Annotated in this window: 15 protein-coding genes and 1 riboswitch; of the genes, 8 read left to right on the top strand and 7 right to left on the bottom strand. The window is 70.3% G+C overall.

The window, feature by feature from the left end:
- Nucleotides 1–95: 95 nt before the first annotated feature.
- From CRV15_RS21555 to CRV15_RS21525, 7 genes are all read left to right on the top strand, one after another.
- The gene (locus CRV15_RS21555) at nucleotides 96–839 is read left to right on the top strand and encodes a rhomboid family intramembrane serine protease (RefSeq protein ID WP_003960215.1); all 744 of its coding nucleotides are present in this window, start codon (nucleotides 96–98) and stop codon (nucleotides 837–839) included.
- Complete coding sequence (locus tag CRV15_RS21550; RefSeq protein WP_003955623.1) at nucleotides 836–1,117, top strand: Lrp/AsnC family transcriptional regulator; 282 nt, start codon at nucleotides 836–838, stop codon at nucleotides 1,115–1,117. Before CRV15_RS21555 ends, CRV15_RS21550 begins: the two co-directional genes overlap by 4 nt.
- Before the next feature lie 136 nt (nucleotides 1,118–1,253).
- Nucleotides 1,254–1,667, top strand: coding sequence for a hypothetical protein (locus CRV15_RS21545; RefSeq protein ID WP_003955624.1), 414 nt, complete (start codon nucleotides 1,254–1,256; stop codon nucleotides 1,665–1,667).
- The gene (locus CRV15_RS21540; RefSeq protein ID WP_003960216.1) at nucleotides 1,654–3,153 is read left to right on the top strand and encodes a sensor histidine kinase; all 1,500 of its coding nucleotides are present in this window, start codon (nucleotides 1,654–1,656) and stop codon (nucleotides 3,151–3,153) included. The genes CRV15_RS21545 and CRV15_RS21540 overlap by 14 nt, the downstream gene beginning before the upstream one ends.
- Nucleotides 3,150–3,812 carry a response regulator transcription factor gene (locus CRV15_RS21535; RefSeq protein ID WP_003955626.1) on the top strand — a complete coding sequence of 221 codons (663 nt, stop codon included), beginning with the start codon at nucleotides 3,150–3,152 and terminating at the stop codon, nucleotides 3,810–3,812. The genes CRV15_RS21540 and CRV15_RS21535 overlap by 4 nt, the downstream gene beginning before the upstream one ends.
- Before the next feature lie 156 nt (nucleotides 3,813–3,968).
- Nucleotides 3,969–5,381 carry an SLC13 family permease gene (locus tag CRV15_RS21530; protein ID WP_003955627.1) on the top strand — a complete coding sequence of 471 codons (1,413 nt, stop codon included), beginning with the start codon at nucleotides 3,969–3,971 and terminating at the stop codon, nucleotides 5,379–5,381.
- Between the two features lie 51 nt (nucleotides 5,382–5,432).
- Nucleotides 5,433–6,635 carry a glycerate kinase family protein gene (locus tag CRV15_RS21525; protein WP_003955628.1) on the top strand — a complete coding sequence of 401 codons (1,203 nt, stop codon included), beginning with the start codon at nucleotides 5,433–5,435 and terminating at the stop codon, nucleotides 6,633–6,635.
- Here CRV15_RS21525 and CRV15_RS21520 read toward each other — a convergent pair.
- The 6 genes from CRV15_RS21520 to ctaE all read right to left on the bottom strand — a co-directional run bounded on the left by CRV15_RS21520 (nucleotide 6,590) and on the right by ctaE (nucleotide 14,367).
- Nucleotides 6,590–7,963: an aminotransferase class V-fold PLP-dependent enzyme gene (locus CRV15_RS21520; protein WP_003960217.1), complete on the bottom strand. Its 1,374-nt coding sequence runs from the start codon at nucleotides 7,961–7,963 to the stop codon at nucleotides 6,590–6,592. The genes CRV15_RS21525 and CRV15_RS21520 overlap by 46 nt on opposite strands.
- Nucleotides 7,964–8,191: 228 nt before the next feature.
- Nucleotides 8,192–8,309, bottom strand: a riboswitch (SAM riboswitch).
- A gap of 592 nt (nucleotides 8,310–8,901) precedes the next feature.
- The gene (gene trpD / locus CRV15_RS21515; RefSeq protein WP_003955631.1) at nucleotides 8,902–9,981 is read right to left on the bottom strand and encodes an anthranilate phosphoribosyltransferase; all 1,080 of its coding nucleotides are present in this window, start codon (nucleotides 9,979–9,981) and stop codon (nucleotides 8,902–8,904) included.
- Nucleotides 9,982–10,145: 164 nt separating this feature from the next.
- Complete coding sequence (qcrB, locus tag CRV15_RS21510; RefSeq protein ID WP_003955632.1) at nucleotides 10,146–11,786, bottom strand: cytochrome bc1 complex cytochrome b subunit; 1,641 nt, start codon at nucleotides 11,784–11,786, stop codon at nucleotides 10,146–10,148.
- Nucleotides 11,783–12,865 (bottom strand): cytochrome bc1 complex Rieske iron-sulfur subunit, encoded by a 1,083-nt coding sequence (gene qcrA / locus CRV15_RS21505; protein ID WP_003955633.1) that lies wholly within the window; start codon nucleotides 12,863–12,865, stop codon nucleotides 11,783–11,785. Before qcrA ends, qcrB begins: the two co-directional genes overlap by 4 nt.
- On the bottom strand, nucleotides 12,862–13,674 hold the full coding sequence (gene qcrC / locus CRV15_RS21500; protein WP_003955634.1) for a cytochrome bc1 complex diheme cytochrome c subunit: 813 nt from the start codon (nucleotides 13,672–13,674) through the stop codon (nucleotides 12,862–12,864). Before qcrC ends, qcrA begins: the two co-directional genes overlap by 4 nt.
- A gap of 75 nt (nucleotides 13,675–13,749) precedes the next feature.
- On the bottom strand, nucleotides 13,750–14,367 hold the full coding sequence (ctaE, locus tag CRV15_RS21495) for an aa3-type cytochrome oxidase subunit III (protein WP_003955635.1): 618 nt from the start codon (nucleotides 14,365–14,367) through the stop codon (nucleotides 13,750–13,752).
- A gap of 193 nt (nucleotides 14,368–14,560) precedes the next feature.
- Between ctaE and CRV15_RS21490 the strand changes: the two genes are divergently transcribed.
- Nucleotides 14,561–14,962 carry a DNA-binding transcriptional response regulator gene (locus CRV15_RS21490; RefSeq protein WP_003955636.1) on the top strand — a complete coding sequence of 134 codons (402 nt, stop codon included), beginning with the start codon at nucleotides 14,561–14,563 and terminating at the stop codon, nucleotides 14,960–14,962.
- Nucleotides 14,963–15,049: 87 nt separating this feature from the next.
- Here the strand turns inward: CRV15_RS21490 and CRV15_RS21485 are convergent, their stop codons facing one another.
- Nucleotides 15,050–16,300, bottom strand: coding sequence for a L,D-transpeptidase (locus tag CRV15_RS21485; RefSeq protein ID WP_009995942.1), 1,251 nt, complete (start codon nucleotides 16,298–16,300; stop codon nucleotides 15,050–15,052).
- Between the last annotated feature and the right edge of the window lie 89 nt (nucleotides 16,301–16,389).

The following is a 16,389-nucleotide window of genomic DNA, read 5'->3' as shown; positions in this document are numbered from 1 at the left end:
GCGGGTGTACTCCCTGTAACTCTATGGCCTCAGGGGTCCTGAGGGCACGGCGAGGCGCTCTGTACCCTTCTCCTCCGCTACGCCATGATCTGTCCATGATCGACTGGCGGGACGTGGCCCGGGGGGCGGTCCGCGGTGCCGTGTCGGGCCCGGCCGTGACCTCCGCGACGATCGCCGTCTGCTGCGCGCTCTTCGTGGTCAGCCCGGTGTCGGGGCTGAATCCGCCGCACGGCGGCCGGGACGCGGCGGCGGTGCGGGCGGCGCAGAGCGCGTACTTCGAACGGTGGGGGGTGATCCCGGCCGAACTGATGAGCGGCGATCCCGGCGCGCTGCTGACCCCGTTCACCGCTCTGTTCCTCCATGGGAACTGGCTGCATCTGCTCGGGAACATGCTCTTTCTCTACGTCTTCGGCGCGATGGCCGAGGAGCGTCTGGGCCGCGTGGAGTTCGTCCTCTTCTACGCGGTCACGGGCTATCTGGCGCTGGCGGCGTACGCCGCGGCCAACGCGGGGTCGCAGCAGACTCTGGTGGGGGCGTCGGGGGCGATCTCCGGGGTGCTGGGGGCCTTTCTCTTTCTCTTCCCCAGGGCCAGGGTCACCAGTCTCTTTCCCTTCCTCTTCTTCCTGCCGCTCCGCTTCCCCGCGTGGATCGTGCTGATCTTCTGGTTCGTCCTCCAGGGAATGGCGGCTTCCGGCACGGCGAGCGGTGGCGCGGGAGTGGCCTATCTGGCCCATCTCGTCGGCTTCGCCCTGGGGTTTCTCTATGCCTGGGGACGGTACGGACGGGGGGCTAGAGTGAAGGTCCACACAGCGGCCACCGAGGGAGAAAGCAAGCCGTGATCACCGCGATCGTGCTCATCAAGACCAGCGTGGACCGCATCCCCGAGATCGCCGAGTCCATCGCGGCGCTGGACAGTGTCAGCGAGGTCTTCTCGGTCACCGGCACCTACGATCTGATCGCCATGGTCCGGGTGGCCCGCCACGACGACCTCGCCGATGTGATCCCCGGCCGGATCAGCAGGATCGCGGGCGTCGAGGCCACCGACACGCATGTGGCCTTCCGCACCTACTCCCAGCACGACCTGGAGGCGGCGTTCGCCATCGGTCTGGACTCCTGACCCGGCCGCACCCCCCGCACGGCGCCCCCCGTACGTCCCACCCGACCCGTACCGTGTCAAGAACCTTCACCAAGATGAAGAATTCCTCATCCCGGTCTCATCTCCGCCCTTCGCCTGCCTGGTCACCATCGAACACATGGTCTTCTCTCATCGCATAGCGGCCCTGGCCGCGGTCGTCGCGATCCCGCTCGGGATCGCGGTGACGAGCTACGCCCTCACCGACAGCCCCGACGACCGCAAGGTCCCGCCGAAGGTGCAGATCGGCCAGAGCACGTCCCCCGGCGGCGGCGCCCCGACCGGCGCGCCGGAGCAGCCGGAGTCCTCCGACCCGCAGGACTCCACCTCGCCGTCCCGGCTCCCCGAGCCCTCCCCCAGCGATGAGACCGTCCGGCCCCCGTCCCCCCGCCGGACCCCCTCCCAGCCGGTGGACGAGACCGTGGCCCCGCCCCCGGTGAAGGAGAACCCGCCCGGCGGCGACGACAACGACGACGACGGCCCGGGTGGTGACGACGGCGGCGTGGGCGGCGACGACTCCGGTGACGACGGCTGACCCGGTACGCCGCTGGGTGTCCGCACGGCTGCGCATCATGCTCTGGCTGCTGCTGGTGATGGCGGTGGCCCTGGGCGCGGTCGCGACGGCCACCCGCTCCGTACTCCTCCGCGATGTGGACCATCGGATCAACGGGCTCCTGGTGCAGGAGGCCGCGGAGTTCGCCAACTTCGTCGAGCAGGGCGTGGACCCCCGTACCGGCGGCCGGTTCACCGACCCCGGCGAACTGCTGAAGCTGTTCCTCGTCCGGCAGTACGCCGACCCCGACGAGGAACTCCTCGGCCTCGTGGGGCGGACCGGCATGCACCCCGCGACGCTGGAGCAGCACCGCGAGGTGCAGGCGTACGAGCCGCTGGCCAAGGACCGCATGGCGCTGATCGAGGTCTTCGGCTCACCACAGGCCACCGGCACCGTGCACCGCGCCTTCGGCGACATCCACTGGGCGAAGACCGAGATCGACGCGGGCCCCGGCCAGCCCCCGGCCGCGTTCGTCGTCGCCATCCACCCGGAGGCCGAACAGGGCAAGGCGAACGATGTCTTCACCATGCTGCTCGCGATATCCGGCGTGGCCCTGCTGATGACCACCGGCATCGGCTGGGCCGTCGCCGGACGGATCCTCCAGCCCGTACGGCTGGTGCGCACCACCGCCGCCCAGCTCACCGAGCAGGACCTGACCCGGCGCATCCCCGTCCAGGGCCGCGACGACATAGCCGCGCTCGCCGAGACCTTCAACGCCATGCTGGACCGGCTGGAACGCGCCTTCGCCGCCCAGCGGGAGTTCGTCGACGACGCGGGCCACGAGCTGCGCACCCCCATCACCATCGTCCGCGGCCATCTGGAGCTGATGGGCGACGATCCGGCCGAACGGGAGGAGACCGTACGGATCGTGATGGAGGAGCTGGACCGGATGAGCCGGATCGTCGAGGACCTGCTGCTGCTGGCCAAGGCCGAGCGGCCCGACTTCGTCACCCCCGAACCCGTCCAGCTCGGGGAGTTGACCGCCGATGTCTTCGTCAAGGCGCGGGCGCTCGGCGACCGCACCTGGCAGCTCGCCGAGACCGTCGACGACGAGGCCCGGCTCGACCCCCAGCGGATCACCCAGGCGATGGTCCAGCTCGCGCAGAACGCCGTCCAGCACACCGTCCCCGGGCAGCGGGTCTCCATCGGCTCCCGCAGCCTGGAGGACGGCATCGAGCTGTATGTCGCCGACAGCGGGCCCGGGGTGCAGCCCCAGGACGCCGAGGTGATCTTCGAGCGGTTCCGGCGCGGCACCGCGCGGCGGGGCGCCCGCGCCACCGGGGCGGGACTCGGCCTCGCCATCGTGAAGGCCATAGCGGAGGGCCACGGCGGACGCGTCGAGCTGCGGCCCACCGAGGGCGGCGGCGCCACCTTCGTCCTCGTCCTCCAGCAGGACCTGGCCCAGCGCGACCTCGTACCCCCGCGAGACCCGAGAGAACCGAGAGACCCGAGAGAGGCGACCCTGTGAACCGGATACTCATCGTCGAGGACGAGGAGCGCATCGCCTCGTTCGTCGAGAAGGGGCTGCGGGCCAACGGTTTCACCACCACCGTCGTCGGGGACGGCGACTCCGCCTTCGACTACGCCGTCACCGGCGGCTTCGATCTGATCGTGCTGGACATCGGGCTGCCGGGGCGGGACGGCTTCACCGTGCTGCGGCAGTTGCGCGAGGCCCGGGTCTCCGTACCGGTGATCATCCTGACCGCGCGGGACTCCGTGCGGGACACCGTCGCCGGTCTCGAAGGCGGCGCGGACGACTGGATGACCAAACCGTTCCGCTTCGAGGAACTGCTGGCGCGGGTCCGGTTGCGGCTGCGCACCGCCGCCCGCGCGCCCGAGGTGACGGTGTTGCGCAACGGGGAGCTGTCGCTCGATCTCCGTACCCGCAGGGCCCGTTCGGGCGAGCGGACCGTCGATCTGACGGCACGCGAGTTCGTACTGCTCGAACTCTTTCTGCGCCACCCCGGCCAGGTGCTCTCCCGGGAGCAGATCCTCTCCCATGTCTGGGGGTACGACTTCGACCCGGGCTCCAACATCGTCGACGTCTATGTCCGCGCCCTGCGCAAGAAGCTGGGCGCGGGCCGGGTGGAGACGGTGCGGGGCATGGGATACCGGCTCCCCGACTGACCGGCTCACCGCCCGGTGCCCCGGCCGACCGGCTTCCCCGGACCGGCCGGGGAAGCCAACTGCCTGTGACGGGTGGGCCGTACGGGGGACAGTGGGTGAAGTTTCCTTCATGAAGGGCTCATGGAGCACTCACCGCCCGGGTGAAGGCTCTCTCATGTGACCTTGAACCTGCGACAAGCGACCACCCTGTGCGTGGCCCTGAGCATCTGCGCGCTGCTCGTGGTCCCCGGCAACTTCCCGGGGCTGAGCGGCGACGCCCGGCTCACCCTGGCGATCTTCGCCATCGCGACCTGTGCCTGGATCGGCACCCCGATCGACGACACCTATATCGCGCTCGGCGCGGGGCTCGCGCTCACCGCCACCGGGGTCATCAGCAGCGACGAGTTGTTCGGCACCCTCGGCGACGACACGGTGTGGCTGCTGATCTGCGCCTTCGTCCTGGCCGCCGCCGTGGCGAAGACCGGGCTCGCCGGGCGGGCCGCGGCCTTCCTCGTCGGCGGGGCACGCACCGTGCGCCAGCTCGTCCATCTGACGACCGCGGCGCTCGTGGTCACCGCCTTCGCGGTACCGGCCACCTCCGGACGGGCCGCGCTCGCGATGCCCGTCTTCCTGGCGCTGGCCAAGGCACTCGCCGACCGGAAGCGCCTGGTGGTGATGTTGGCGCTGCTCTTCCCCACCGTCATCCTGCTGTCGGCGGTGGCCACACTGATCGGCGCGGGCGCCCATCTCATCACCGTCTCCGTGCTCTGGGAGGCGGTCGGGGAGCGCATCGGCTTCACCGAGTGGCTGCTCATCGGGCTCCCGCTGGCCGTCGTCTCCTCCCATCTCGCCGCCGAGGTGGTGCTGTTCACCACCACGAGCCGCGCGGACCGCAAGGGGCCCGTGCACATCACCGCCGAGGAGATCCAGGCGCACAGCGACCGGCCGGTGACCGGTCCGTGGGAGCCCGCCGAGACCCGATGCGCCCTGCTGCTGGCCACCGTCGTCGTACTGTGGTGCAGCGAGCCCCTGCACCGGGTGCCGCCGGCCGTGGTCGCGCTGATCGGCGCCATAGTCGCCGCCTCGCCCGCGCTGGGCACCGTGCGGCTCAAGGACGCGCTGAAGACCGTTCCCTGGTCGCTGCTGCTCTTCATGGCCGCGACGATGGCGATGGGCGTGGCGCTCGCCGACTCCGGGGCGGCCGACTGGATGGTGGGCGGGATACCGCTGGACCTGCCGCCGTGGGCCTTCCTCTCGGTGGTGGTCCTGATCTCCACCGTGGCGCATCTGGTGCTCCAGTCCCGCTCGGCGAGATCCTCGGTGCTGGTGCCGCTGGTCGTGGCGGCGGCGGCCGGAGCCGGGGTGAACCCGGTGGCCGCGGCGCTCGCCTCGACCGCCGCCGCGGGCTTCTGCCACACCCTGCCCGCCTCCGCGAAACCGGTCACGCTCTTCGCGGAGATCCCGGGCGTGCCCACCTACACCCCACGCGACCTGCTGCGGCTCTCGGCCGTCCTGGCCCCGCTGAGCGCGCTGCTGGTGCTGCTCTTCGCGGTGGCGGTCTGGCCGCTGCTCGGCGTGCCGCTCCGCTGAGCCCCACGACTTCTTCCCCGTGTTTCCCTCCGTCCGTCAGGAGTTCGTACGATGCTGACCCGTTTCGCCGTCGCGCCCAGCGGCTTCAAGGAGTCCCTGTCCGCCCAGTCCGCGGCCGAGGCCATCGCCGAAGGTGTGCGCAGGGTGGTGCCGGAGGCCGAGATCGATCTGATCCCGCTGGTGGACGGCGGGGAGGGCACGGCCCACGCGCTGGCCGCCGCGTCCGGCGGGCGGCTGGTGCCGCTGCGGGCCACCGGCCCCACCGGGGAACGCATCGGGACGCACTTCGCGCTGCTCGGCGCGGACGAGGAGACCGCGGTGGTGGAGATGGCCGCCGTCGCCGGACTCTCGCTGGTGCCGCGCGATCTGCGCGACCCGGGCGCCACCACGACCTACGGCGTCGGCGAGCTGATCCGCGCCGCGCTGGACACGGGCGTCCGCAGAATCCTCGTCGGCTGCGGCGACTCCGGCACCTCGGACGGCGGGGCCGGCGCACTCCAGGCGCTGGGGGCCCGGCTGCTCGACGCCGACGGGCGGGAACTCCCGTTCGGGGGGCGCGAGCTGACCCGGGTCGACCGGATCGACGCCTCCGGGCTCGACCCCCGGCTCGCCGGGACGGAGATCCGCGTGGCCTGCAATCCGTTCAACGTGCTCTGCGGGGAACGCGGTGTCGCCCGGGTCTTCGGCCCGCAGAAGGGGGCGACCCCGGCGCAGGTGGAACAGCTCGCGGCCGGTCTGGAGCGCTGGGCGGCCGTCCTCACCCGCGATCTGCGGGTGGGCGCCGATCTGTACGGCGGACCCGGAACGGGCGCCTCCGGCGGTCTCGGCGCGGGACTCGCGGCGCTCGGCGCCCAGTTGCTGCCCCGCTTCGACGTCCTCCTCGACCATCTCGACCTGGACGAGCGGCTGGCCCGGGCCGATCTGGTGGTCACCGCGGAGGGCGCGCTCGACCACCAGACCCCGCGCGGCAAGGTTCCCGCCGAGGTGGCCCGCCGGGCCAAGCGGTACGACCGCCCGGTCCTCGCCCTCGCCGGGACCATCGGCGAGGGGGCGCAGCAGGTGCGGTCGGCGGGTGTCGACGCGTACAGCTCGATCCTGCCCGCGCCGGTCTCGCTGACGGAGGCGCTGGGCCGGGGCGGGGAGTTCCTGGCCGACGCCACCGAGCGGGCCCTGCGGATGATCCTGATCGGGACCCGGCTGCCCGCGCCTCAGCCCGTGGTGTCGGGGACGCAGCGGCCGTCCTCGGTGCGGTAGGTCCAGCGCGCGCCCTGGGCGACCAACTCCCGCACGGCGTCCAGGAACCGTTCGACGTGCTCGTCCGGGGTGCCCGCGCCGAAGCTGACCCGGATGGCGTTGAGGGACTTCTCGCCCGGCGCGGCCTCGGGCGCGCCGCACTCCCCCGGGTCCTGCGGGTCGCTGCCGAGCAGGGTCCGCACCAGCGGGTGGGCGCAGAAGAGCCCGTCGCGGACGCCGATGCCGTATTCGGCGGAGAGGGCGGCGGCGAAGTGGGAGCTGTTCCAGCCCTGGACGACGAAGGAGATCACGCCGACGCGGGGGGCCTCGTCGCCGAACAGCGAGAGCACCGTGACCTCGGGGATCGCGGCGAGGCCGGTACGGACGGCGGAGACGAGGGACTGCTCGCGGGCGACGAGGGAGTCGAAGCCCGCCTCGGTGAGGGCCTTGCAGGCGGAGGCGATGGCGTAGACGCCGATGACGTTGGGGGAACCGGCCTCGTGGCGGGCGGCGGTGGTGTGCCACTCGACGTCGACAGCGCCGTCGGGGCGGCGGGCGACGGTGCGGGAGGCGCCGCCGCCCGCGAGGTAGGGCTTCGCGGCCCGGAGCCAGTCGGCGCGGCCCGCGAGCACGCCCGAGCCGAACGGCGCGTACAGCTTGTGCCCGGAGAACGCGACCCAGTCCACGTCCAACTCCTGCACGGAGACCGGGTGGTGGGGCGCGAGCTGGGCGGCGTCCAGCACGATCCGCGCGCCGTGGGCGTGGGCGGCGGCGGCCAGCTCCCGCACCGGCCACAGCTCACCGGTCACATTGGACGCGCCCGTCACACAGACCAGGGCGGGCCCGTAGGGGTCGCGGTCGGCGAGCGCCCGCTCCAGGGTGGTGACGGCCTGCTCGGGGGTGCGGGGCGCGTCCAGACAGGTCACCCGGGCGCCGTCACCCCAGGGCAGCAGCGAGGCGTGGTGCTCGGTCTCGAAGACGAAGACCTGGCAGCCCTCGGGGAGCGCGGAGGCCAGCAGATTCAGCGAGTCGGTGGTGGACCGGGTGAAGACCACCTGGTCATCGGCGCGGCAGTCGAGGAACTCCGCGACGGTGGCGCGGCTGTTCTCGAAGAGGTCCGTGGAGAGCTGCGAGAGATAGCCCGCGCCGCGGTGGACGCTGCCGTAGTACGGGGCGTACGCGGCGACGTCGTCCCAGACCCGCTGGAGGGCGGGGGCGCTCGCGGCGTAGTCGAGCGCGGCGTAGGTGACCTCGCCCCCGGTGACGAGGGGGACGGTCACATCCCGGCCGAGGACGGGGAGCGGGGCGCAGACGGCGGTGTCGATGAGGGTGTTCGGGCATGCGGACATGGCGGTATCTCCCGGTGGGACAAGGCGGAATGACGTCGTGGGCCCGTACGGGTACGCCGCGGGGCGCCGTGCGGCGGCGCGGGTTCCGGGTACGGGTGTCCCTCGGGTACGCGGGCGCGGAGGCCGCGCGGCGATTCGAGGGAGGGTGGAGAAGGGGCGATTCGCCCTAACGCATTCGCTTGCTCACGAGACTGCTCCCTTGAGGACCAGGACCCCAGGGCTTGCAGGGGTCCGCGCTTGCCGCGGACCTCGCTGCCCACGGCCTGGTCTTCACCCGGGGCACCCCGCCACGGACGGAGGGTTGCCGGACAGCGGGCCGGGGCCGTAGTCGCTGTCGCTCATGACCTGCGCAGACGGTATGCCAGCAGCTCCCCCGCACGCAACCTCGTCCCGCATCCCGGACCGCGCGCCTCCCGCGGGGTTCACCGGAAACGAAGAGGCTGCCCGCCTCTTCCCTCCGCCACCGGCTGGTACGAAAGGCAGCACGGACCGGCCCTTCATCCCGCCGCGACGGCCCCCAGGGGGCCATGAAGGGGCAGCTCAGACGGCCTCTTCAACCCGCCGCAACGGCGAGCAACCACGCGACAGCGGTCCGGCGGTGCCGAAACACCACCGACCACGCCCGCTCGGCACCGCCGACAACCGCCGTGAGACGTCCCGCCGTCGCGGCGGAAAAGAGACGCCATGCCCGGCACCGCTCAGGGGACCATGAAAGGGGCAGCCAGCCCCTTCAACCCGCCGCGACGGTGGGCAACCGCGCGACAGCGACCCGGCGGTGCCGAAACACCATCAGCCATGCCCGCCCGGCACCGCCGAACACCACCGCGGAACATCCCACCATCGCGGCGGAAAAGAGACGCCATGCCCGGCACCGCCGACAACCACCGCGAAACGACCCGCCATCGCGGCGGAGAAGACAAGGCGCGGCGGAGAAGAACTCAATGGCCGGGGTCAGGGCGATGCGTCGCCGTGATCCAGCGGGTCAGGGCCTCCTGCGCGGCGCCCGAGTCGAGGGACTCCGCCGCGCGGGCGATCTGCGCGGCGATCTGCTCGGTGAGCGGCGCGTCCCCCGGATCGAGCGCCACCAGCGCTGCCGCGGAATTCAGGAGGACCGCGTCCCGCACCGGCCCCTCCTCACCCGCGAGCAGCCTCCGCGCCACCTCCGCGTTGTACGACGCGTCAGCGCCCCGCAGCGCCTCCACGGGCACCAGCGGAATCCCCACGTCGCGCGGGTCGAAGGGCTCCTCCCGCACGGAGCCGTCCCGTACCACCCACACCCGCGAGGTCGCCGTCGTCGTCAGCTCGTCCAGCCCGTCGTCCCCCCGGAACACCAGCGCCGACGCGCCGCGCCCCGCGAGCACCCCCGCCAGGATGGGCGCCATCCGCGCGTCGGCGACGCCGGTCGCCTGCGCGCGCACCCGCGCGGGGTTGGTCAGGGGCCCCAGGAAGTTGAACGTGGTCCGGATGCCCAGCTCCTTGCGCGCGGCGGCCACATGCCGCAGCGCCGGGTGGAACTTCACCGCGAAGCAGAAGGTGATCCCCGCCTCCTCCGCGACCTCGGCGACCCGCCGCGGGCTCAGCTCCAGATCGACGCCCAGCTTCTCCAGCACATCGGAGGCGCCGGACGCGCTCGACGCGGCCCGGTTCCCGTGCTTGACCACCTTCGCCCCGGTGCCGGCCACCACGATCGCCGACATCGTGGAGATGTTCACGGTCTTGGCCCCGTCGCCGCCCGTGCCGACGATGTCGACGCTCGGCCCCGGCACCTCGATCAGATGGGCGTGCTCGTACATGGTGCGGACGAGCCCGGAGATCTCGTCCACCGTCTCGCCCTTGGCCCGCAGCGCCACCGCGAACCCGGCGATCTGCGCGTTCGTCGCCTCGCCGCTGAGGATGCGGTCCATCGCCCACGCCGTGGCGTCCGCGCTCAGGTCGTCGTTGTCCAGCAGGGCGTTCAGTACGCGGGGCCAGGAGAGGTCCGCCACGCTGTCGCCGCCGACCGGGGTCACAACGTTCATGGTCCACTCCAGGGGTACAAGGGGGTACATCGGATACAGCGGCCGATACAGCGGTACGCGGAGTCCTCCGCCCACCCTATCCACCCCCGGGGACGGCGAAGAGCCCCGTCCATGCAATGGACGGGGCTCTTCGCTGTGGCGATCGCGACGATCAGATCAGGTGATCAGTGGTGGCCGTGGCCGCTGGTGATCTCCTTGTACTCCTCAGCCGTCGGCTTCGGGATCTGGTTGCCCTCACCGTAGAAGCCCTGGCTCAGCTTGGCCTGGGCCTTCTTGGTGAGCGAGACCTTGCGGCGGACGCCGTTCTCGTCGACCTCGGGGCCCAGCTCGATCGGCTGGTGCTGCTCGTGCGAGGTCAGCGTGTACAGCTCGCCCTGCGGCAGCGGCTCGTGCACCTCGATGAACTCGCCGTGCGGCAGCCGCTTGATGATGCCGGTCTCCCGGCCGTGCAGCACCTTGTCCCGGTCACGGCGCTGGAGACCGAGGCAGATCCGCTTGGTGATGATGAAGGCGATGACCGGTCCGGCGAAGAAGAAGATCCGGACGAACCAGGTGATCGCGTTGATCGACAGATGGAAGTGTGTGGCGACGATGTCGTTGCCACCGCCGATCAGCATGATGAAGTACGCGGTCAGCCAGGCCACACCGAAGGCGGTGCGCGTCGGGGCGTTGCGCGGACGGTCCAGGATGTGGTGCTCGCGCTTGTCGCCGGTGACCCAGGACTCGATGAACGGCCAGACCGCGATCGCGCCCAGGACCAGCGGGAAGATCACCAGCGGGATGAACACACCCAGGGCGAGTGTGTGACCCCAGAAGTTGATCTCCCAGCCGGGCATCACGCGGATCAGACCCTCGGCGAAGCCCATGTACCAGTCCGGCTGGGCGCCTGTGGACACCTGGTCCACCCGGTAGGGGCCGAGTGCCCAGATCGGGTTGAGGGTGGCCACCGCGGCGATCACCGAGATGATGCCGAAGACCAGGAAGAAGAAGCCGCCCGCCTTGGCCATGTAGACCGGCATCAGCGGCATGCCGACGACGTTCTTCTCGGTGCGGCCGGGGCCCGCGTACTGCGTGTGCTTGTGGTAGATGACCAGGATCAGGTGACCCACGAGCAGCGCCATCATGATGCCGGGCAGCAGCAGGATGTGGATCGAGTAGAACCGGGGCACGAAGTCGTGGCCGGGGAACTCGCCGCCGAACAGGAACATCGAGATGTACGTACCGACGATCGGCACGGACAGGATCGCGCCCTGCATGAAGCGGACACCGGTGCCGGAGAGCAGGTCGTCCGGGAGCGAGTAACCGGTGAAACCGGTGAACATGCCCAGGACGAGCAGCAGGAAGCCGAACAGCCAGTTGATCTCGCGCGGCTTGCGGAAGGCGCCCGTGAAGAAGACGCGCATCATGTGGACCATCATCGCCGCGACGAAGATCAGGGCGGCCCAGTGGTGGATCTGGCGGATGAGCAGACCACCGCGGACGTCGAAGCTGATCTCCAGCGTCGACGCGTACGCCTCGGACATGCGCACACCCTGGAGCGGGATGTAGCTGCCGTGGTACGTGATCTCGTTCATCGACGGGGTGAAGAACAGCGTCAGATACACACCCGTGAGGATGATGATGATGAAGCTGTAGAGGCAGATCTCACCCAGCATGAAGGACCAGTGGTCCGGGAAGATCTTCCGCATGTTGGCCTTGGCGAGGGAGTAGATCCCCAGCCGGCCGTCCGCCCAGTCGGCGACCCGCTCACCGGCGGGTGCCTTGCGCTCGGTGCGCTTGTCGTCTGTTGCTGTCGCTGTACTCATCCGCGCTCCCAGAAGGACGCACCGACCGGCTCCTCGAAGTCGCCGAGCGCTTCGAGGTTGCCCTGCGCGTTCACACCGATCCGCAGCTGCGGAAGGGGGTGACCGGCGGGCCCGAAGATGACACGGGCTCCGTCGGAGAGGTCGAAGGTGGACTGATGACACGGGCAGAGCACGTGGTGGGTCTGCTGCTCGTAGAGGCTGATCGGGCAGCCGACGTGGGTGCAGACCTTGGAGAAGGCGACGACACCCTCGTGCGACCACTCCAGCTCGCGCTTGTCCTTGATGTCGTCCGGCTGGATGCGGACGAGCATCAGGGCGGCCTTGCCGATCTCGATCTGGAAGTTGTGGTCGTCTTCCTTCAGCCCCTCGGGCATCGCGAAGACGAGGGAGCCGACCGTGATGTCCTCGGGACGCAGCGGCTCATGCGTGTTCATGTTGATGAGCTGCTTGCCCTTGGCCCAGAGCGTCTTGCGCAGCTTCTTCTCCGGCAGCGGACCGAGGTCGCGCAGCAGGACCACACCGGTCAGCGGGACGAGCGCCAGCGCACCGAACATGGTGTTGCGGATGAGCTTGCGGCGGCCCATGCCCGACTCTTCGGCACCCTGTCGGAAGTCGGCCATGACCTTGGCCTTGACCTCGGGCGACGCCTCGATCGGGTGACGGTCGTCGGCGATCTCCTCGTCGGACATCAGGGTGCGGGCCCAGTGGACCGCGCCCGCGCCGATGAAGAAGAGGGCCGCGCCGAGCGTCCAGCCCAGCGAGAAGTTGAGCGCGCTCACCCGGCCGAAGGGCCAGATGTAGACGAGCTTGTCGATCGGGAAGATCACGAAGCAGGCGATGAACGCGACCGTGGCCAGCATCGACAGCATGAACAGCACGGCGACCGTGCGCTCGGACCGCTTGGCGGCCTTCTCGTCGATGTCCTGGATGCGCGGCTTGTGGGCCGGCAGACCGGGGTCGTGGAACGGGTTGTCGTCCGCGTGCTTCGTCACGGTGGCCGTGCCGCCGTGCCCTGCCGCGCCGTGCGCGGCGGCCTGCTCTTCGGGCAGGTTCTCTTCTGGAATGTCTTGGCTACTCATGACTTCTTGGCCTTAGCAGTGTGGGCCGCGACCCAGACGGCGGCGGCGATCAGCGCACCGAGACCGGCCACCCAGGCGAACAGACCCTCGCTGACGGGACCGAGCCCGCCCAGCGTGATCCCGCCGGGGCTGGAGGCGACCTTCGGGTCGTTCATGGTCTCGACGTACGCGATGATGTCTCGCTTCTCCTGCTCGGGCATGACGCCGTCGGGGAAGGAGGGCATGTTCTGCGGGCCGGTCTGCATGGCCTCGTAGAGGTGCTTGGCGCTGACGCCCTCCAGCGTGGGGGCGTACTTGCCATTGGTCAGCGCGCCGCCCTTGCCGGTGAAGTTGTGGCACTGGGCGCAGTTGGTGCGGAAGAGTTCGCCACCCTTGGCGACATCGGCGCCGGTGGGGCTGTACTGCTGCTCGGTCGGCGTGATCGGACCGGCGCCCAGCGAGGCGACGTACGCCGCGAGCTGGTCGATCTCCGCCTGGGTGTAGATGTTCTTCTTCTTCGGCACCTGGGCGCCGGGCTGCTGGGCGGGCATACGTCCCGTGCCGACCTGGAAGTCGACGGCGGCGGACCCGACACCCACCAGCGACGGACCGTCGGTGGTTCCCTCACCGTCGGTACCGTGGCAGCTGGCGCAGCCGACGGTGTAGAGCTTCTTGCCCTCCTCGATGGCGAGGGACTGGGCGGTTTGATCGGCCTGTGCCGTGTCCGCAGGCGCGAACGCGGCGTACAGCCCCCCGGTGGCCGCCAGCGCGAGGAGTAGGACGACGACCGCCGCCAGCGGATGGCGTCGTCGTGCGGAGAGCTTTTTCACGGATTACCCCGGTGTCAGGATTTTCTGCGTCGATGCTTCTGGACTGTGTCTGCTCGGGCCGGTGGCCCGCGCCCGTTACTTGATCAAGTAGATCGTGGCGAAGAGGCCGATCCAGACGACATCGACGAAGTGCCAGTAGTAGGACACGACGATGGCGGAGGTTGCCTGCTCATGGGTGAATCTCCTGGCCGCGTAGGTCCGGCCCAGGACCAGCAGGAAGGCGATCAGGCCGCCCGTCACATGCAGTCCGTGGAAGCCGGTGGTCAGGTAGAACACCGAGCCGTACGGGTCGGAGGAGAGGGTGACCCCGTGCTGGACCAGCTCGGTGTACTCGTACACCTGACCGCCAACGAAGATCGCGCCCATGACGAACGTGATGATGAACCACGTACGCAGCTTCTTCACATCGCCGCGCTCGGCGGCGAAAACGCCGAGCTGGCAGGTGAGGGAGGAGAGCACCAGGATCGTGGTGTTCGTCATCGAGAACGGGAAGTTCAGAAGGTCGGCCCTTGAGGACCAGTACTCGGCACCCGTCACCGAGCGCAGAGTGAAGTACATCGCGAAGAGGGCCGCGAAGAACATCAGCTCGGAACTCAACCAGATGATGGTTCCGACGCTGACGAGGTTCGGCCGATTGACCGACGGGTGCGCGTGCCCGGTTTCTACTGTCGTTGCTGTCGCCACGACCGACATTATGTCGGTCGCTTATCCCGCCCTCACTCCGGGGGGTGCCGTTCGGTGTGTCCATGGGCCCGGCGCTGCCCGAACGGCCCATCGAGCGACAGTCCGAACGGCTGTTTACCGGCAGTTGGAACGAGTACCATCCGGCCCATCGGTACCTGATCCCCCCAGGGATCTCCCAGGTGTCCAACGACGCGGAGGAACGATGCAGCCGACCGCCACCGTGCTGGTCTACAGCGATGATGCCACCACCCGCGAACAGGTACGGCTGGCGGCCGGCCGCAGGCCCGCCCCGGATGTCCCGGCCGTCGAGTTCATCGAGTGCGCGACGCTGCCCGCGGTCCTGGCGGAGCTGGAGCGGGGCGGGGTCGACGTCTGTGTGCTGGACGGGGAGACGGCGCCCGCGGGCGGCATGGGGGTCTGCCGCCAGATCAAGGACGAGGTCTTCCAGTGCCCTCCGGTCCTGCTGCTGATCGGCCGTCCGCAGGACGCCTGGCTGGCCACCTGGAGCCGCGCCGAGGCCGCTGTGACGCTTCCGGTGGACCCGGTGGAGCTGGCCGGGGCCCTGGCCTCGCTGCTGCGCCGGCGGCAGGCCATAGGGGCCTGACGAGGGCCCGCCGCCGCCCGCCGGGGGTTGTCTCCCTCCCGGGCGGCGGAACAGGCCCTGACCGGCCGCTGAACGGCCCTGACGGGCTCAGAGACGGGGCCGCAGCCGGGCGGCGTCGGACGGGCTGCTGCCGTCCCTGACACCGGAGACCAGCGCGCTGCCCTCGCGCCACTCGTCCCAGTCCAGGTTCCAGTCGCCGTAGCCGTTCCCGAACGGGTCCATGTCGTCGCCGATGCTGTTGACGACCTGGACGATGTCGCCCTCCTTGAACGTCTCGTAGAACCACGCGGCGTTCGATGTGGACATCCCGGTGCAGCCGTGGCTGACGTTGGCGTAGCCGTGCGAGTCGATGGACCAGGGCGCCGCGTGGACGTACTCGCCGCTCCAGGTGACCCGGGTGGCGTAGTAGACCGGCAGGTTGTACGCCTCGGAGCCGCCGATGCCGACGCTGGAGCCGCGCATCCGGACGAAGTACTCCTTGCCGAGCACCACCTTGATGCCGTTGCGGGTGGCGAAGCCGGGTTTGCCGGTGGTGATGGGGATGCTGGTCAGCTCCTCACCGTTGCGGAAGACCGTCATCCAGTGCGAGGAGGCGTCGGTGATGGCCTCCATCCGGTCCCCGATGGTGATCGACGCCCCCTTGGAGGTGCCGCCGTAGAGCTGGTTGGAGATCTTGACACCCTTGAGGTTGTTCACGATCTTGACCTTGGCTCCGGCGGGCCAGTACTCCTTGGGCCGGTAGTGCAGGGCGTCGTCGTTCAGCCAGTGCCAGGCGCCCTCCACCGACGGGGTGGACTGCACCTTCAGGGCCCGTTCGACCACCGCCCGGCCGGCCCGGTCGGGCACCGGATGGCTCAGCTCGACCACCAGGGGCTGGCCGACGCCGAAGGTGCCCTCCTCCGGGAGGAAGGCCATCTTGAGCAGGCGCTTCGCCGGGGAGGTCGCGAAGGTGACCCGACGGGCCCCCACGGTGCCTTCCTTGCTCTCGGTGGTCACCCGGGCGGTGTAGCGCGCCCCGGCCGACAGCGCGGCCGTGGAGCGCCAGCGGCTGCCGTCGGCCGCCAGTTCCCCGGCGAGGTGGTGGCCCGCGTGGTCCACGACGGTGACATCGGTGATCCGGGCCTCCTCCACCTTGGCGGTGACCTCGAAGGGTTTGTCCGGATCGGCCTTGGCGCCGTTCCTGGGGGTGTTGAAGACGACCTGGCCGGCGGCGTCGAAGGGTTTGCCCGCCAGCGGGTGAGGGCCTTCCTTCTCACCGCAGGCGGTGATGAAGGCCCCCAGCGAGAGCACCAGCACGGTACAGCGGAGGACGGCGCTGAGGTGCGGCTTACGGTTCATGGTCACCACCGTAGGGAGACCGGCCGCGGGCCGCGCGCTGAGCGCGTGCAAACGGCGGACCCGGGCCCCTCGCGAGGAGGGACCCGGGT

Origin of the sequence: Streptomyces clavuligerus, from assembly GCF_005519465.1 — a bacterium.
GTDB lineage: Bacteria > Actinomycetota > Actinomycetes > Streptomycetales > Streptomycetaceae > Streptomyces > Streptomyces clavuligerus.
This window is presented reverse-complemented; position numbering and strand designations above follow the sequence as displayed.

What these genes read in the sequence shown, in the direction of transcription:
- CRV15_RS21555 (WP_003960215.1), top strand. Translation starts at nt 96, where the DNA reads ATGATCGACTGGCGGGACGTGGCCCGGGGGGCGGTCCGCGGTGCCGTG.
- CRV15_RS21485 (WP_009995942.1), bottom strand. Translation starts at nt 16,300, where the DNA reads ATGAACCGTAAGCCGCACCTCAGCGCCGTCCTCCGCTGTACCGTGCTG.
- ctaE (WP_003955635.1), bottom strand. Translation starts at nt 14,367, where the DNA reads ATGTCGGTCGTGGCGACAGCAACGACAGTAGAAACCGGGCACGCGCAC.
- CRV15_RS21490 (WP_003955636.1), top strand. Translation starts at nt 14,561, where the DNA reads ATGCAGCCGACCGCCACCGTGCTGGTCTACAGCGATGATGCCACCACC.
- CRV15_RS21545 (WP_003955624.1), top strand. Translation starts at nt 1,254, where the DNA reads ATGGTCTTCTCTCATCGCATAGCGGCCCTGGCCGCGGTCGTCGCGATC.
- qcrB (WP_003955632.1), bottom strand. Translation starts at nt 11,786, where the DNA reads ATGAGTACAGCGACAGCAACAGACGACAAGCGCACCGAGCGCAAGGCA.
- qcrA (WP_003955633.1), bottom strand. Translation starts at nt 12,865, where the DNA reads ATGAGTAGCCAAGACATTCCAGAAGAGAACCTGCCCGAAGAGCAGGCC.
- trpD (WP_003955631.1), bottom strand. Translation starts at nt 9,981, where the DNA reads ATGAACGTTGTGACCCCGGTCGGCGGCGACAGCGTGGCGGACCTCTCC.
- CRV15_RS21525 (WP_003955628.1), top strand. Translation starts at nt 5,433, where the DNA reads ATGCTGACCCGTTTCGCCGTCGCGCCCAGCGGCTTCAAGGAGTCCCTG.
- CRV15_RS21520 (WP_003960217.1), bottom strand. Translation starts at nt 7,963, where the DNA reads ATGTCCGCATGCCCGAACACCCTCATCGACACCGCCGTCTGCGCCCCG.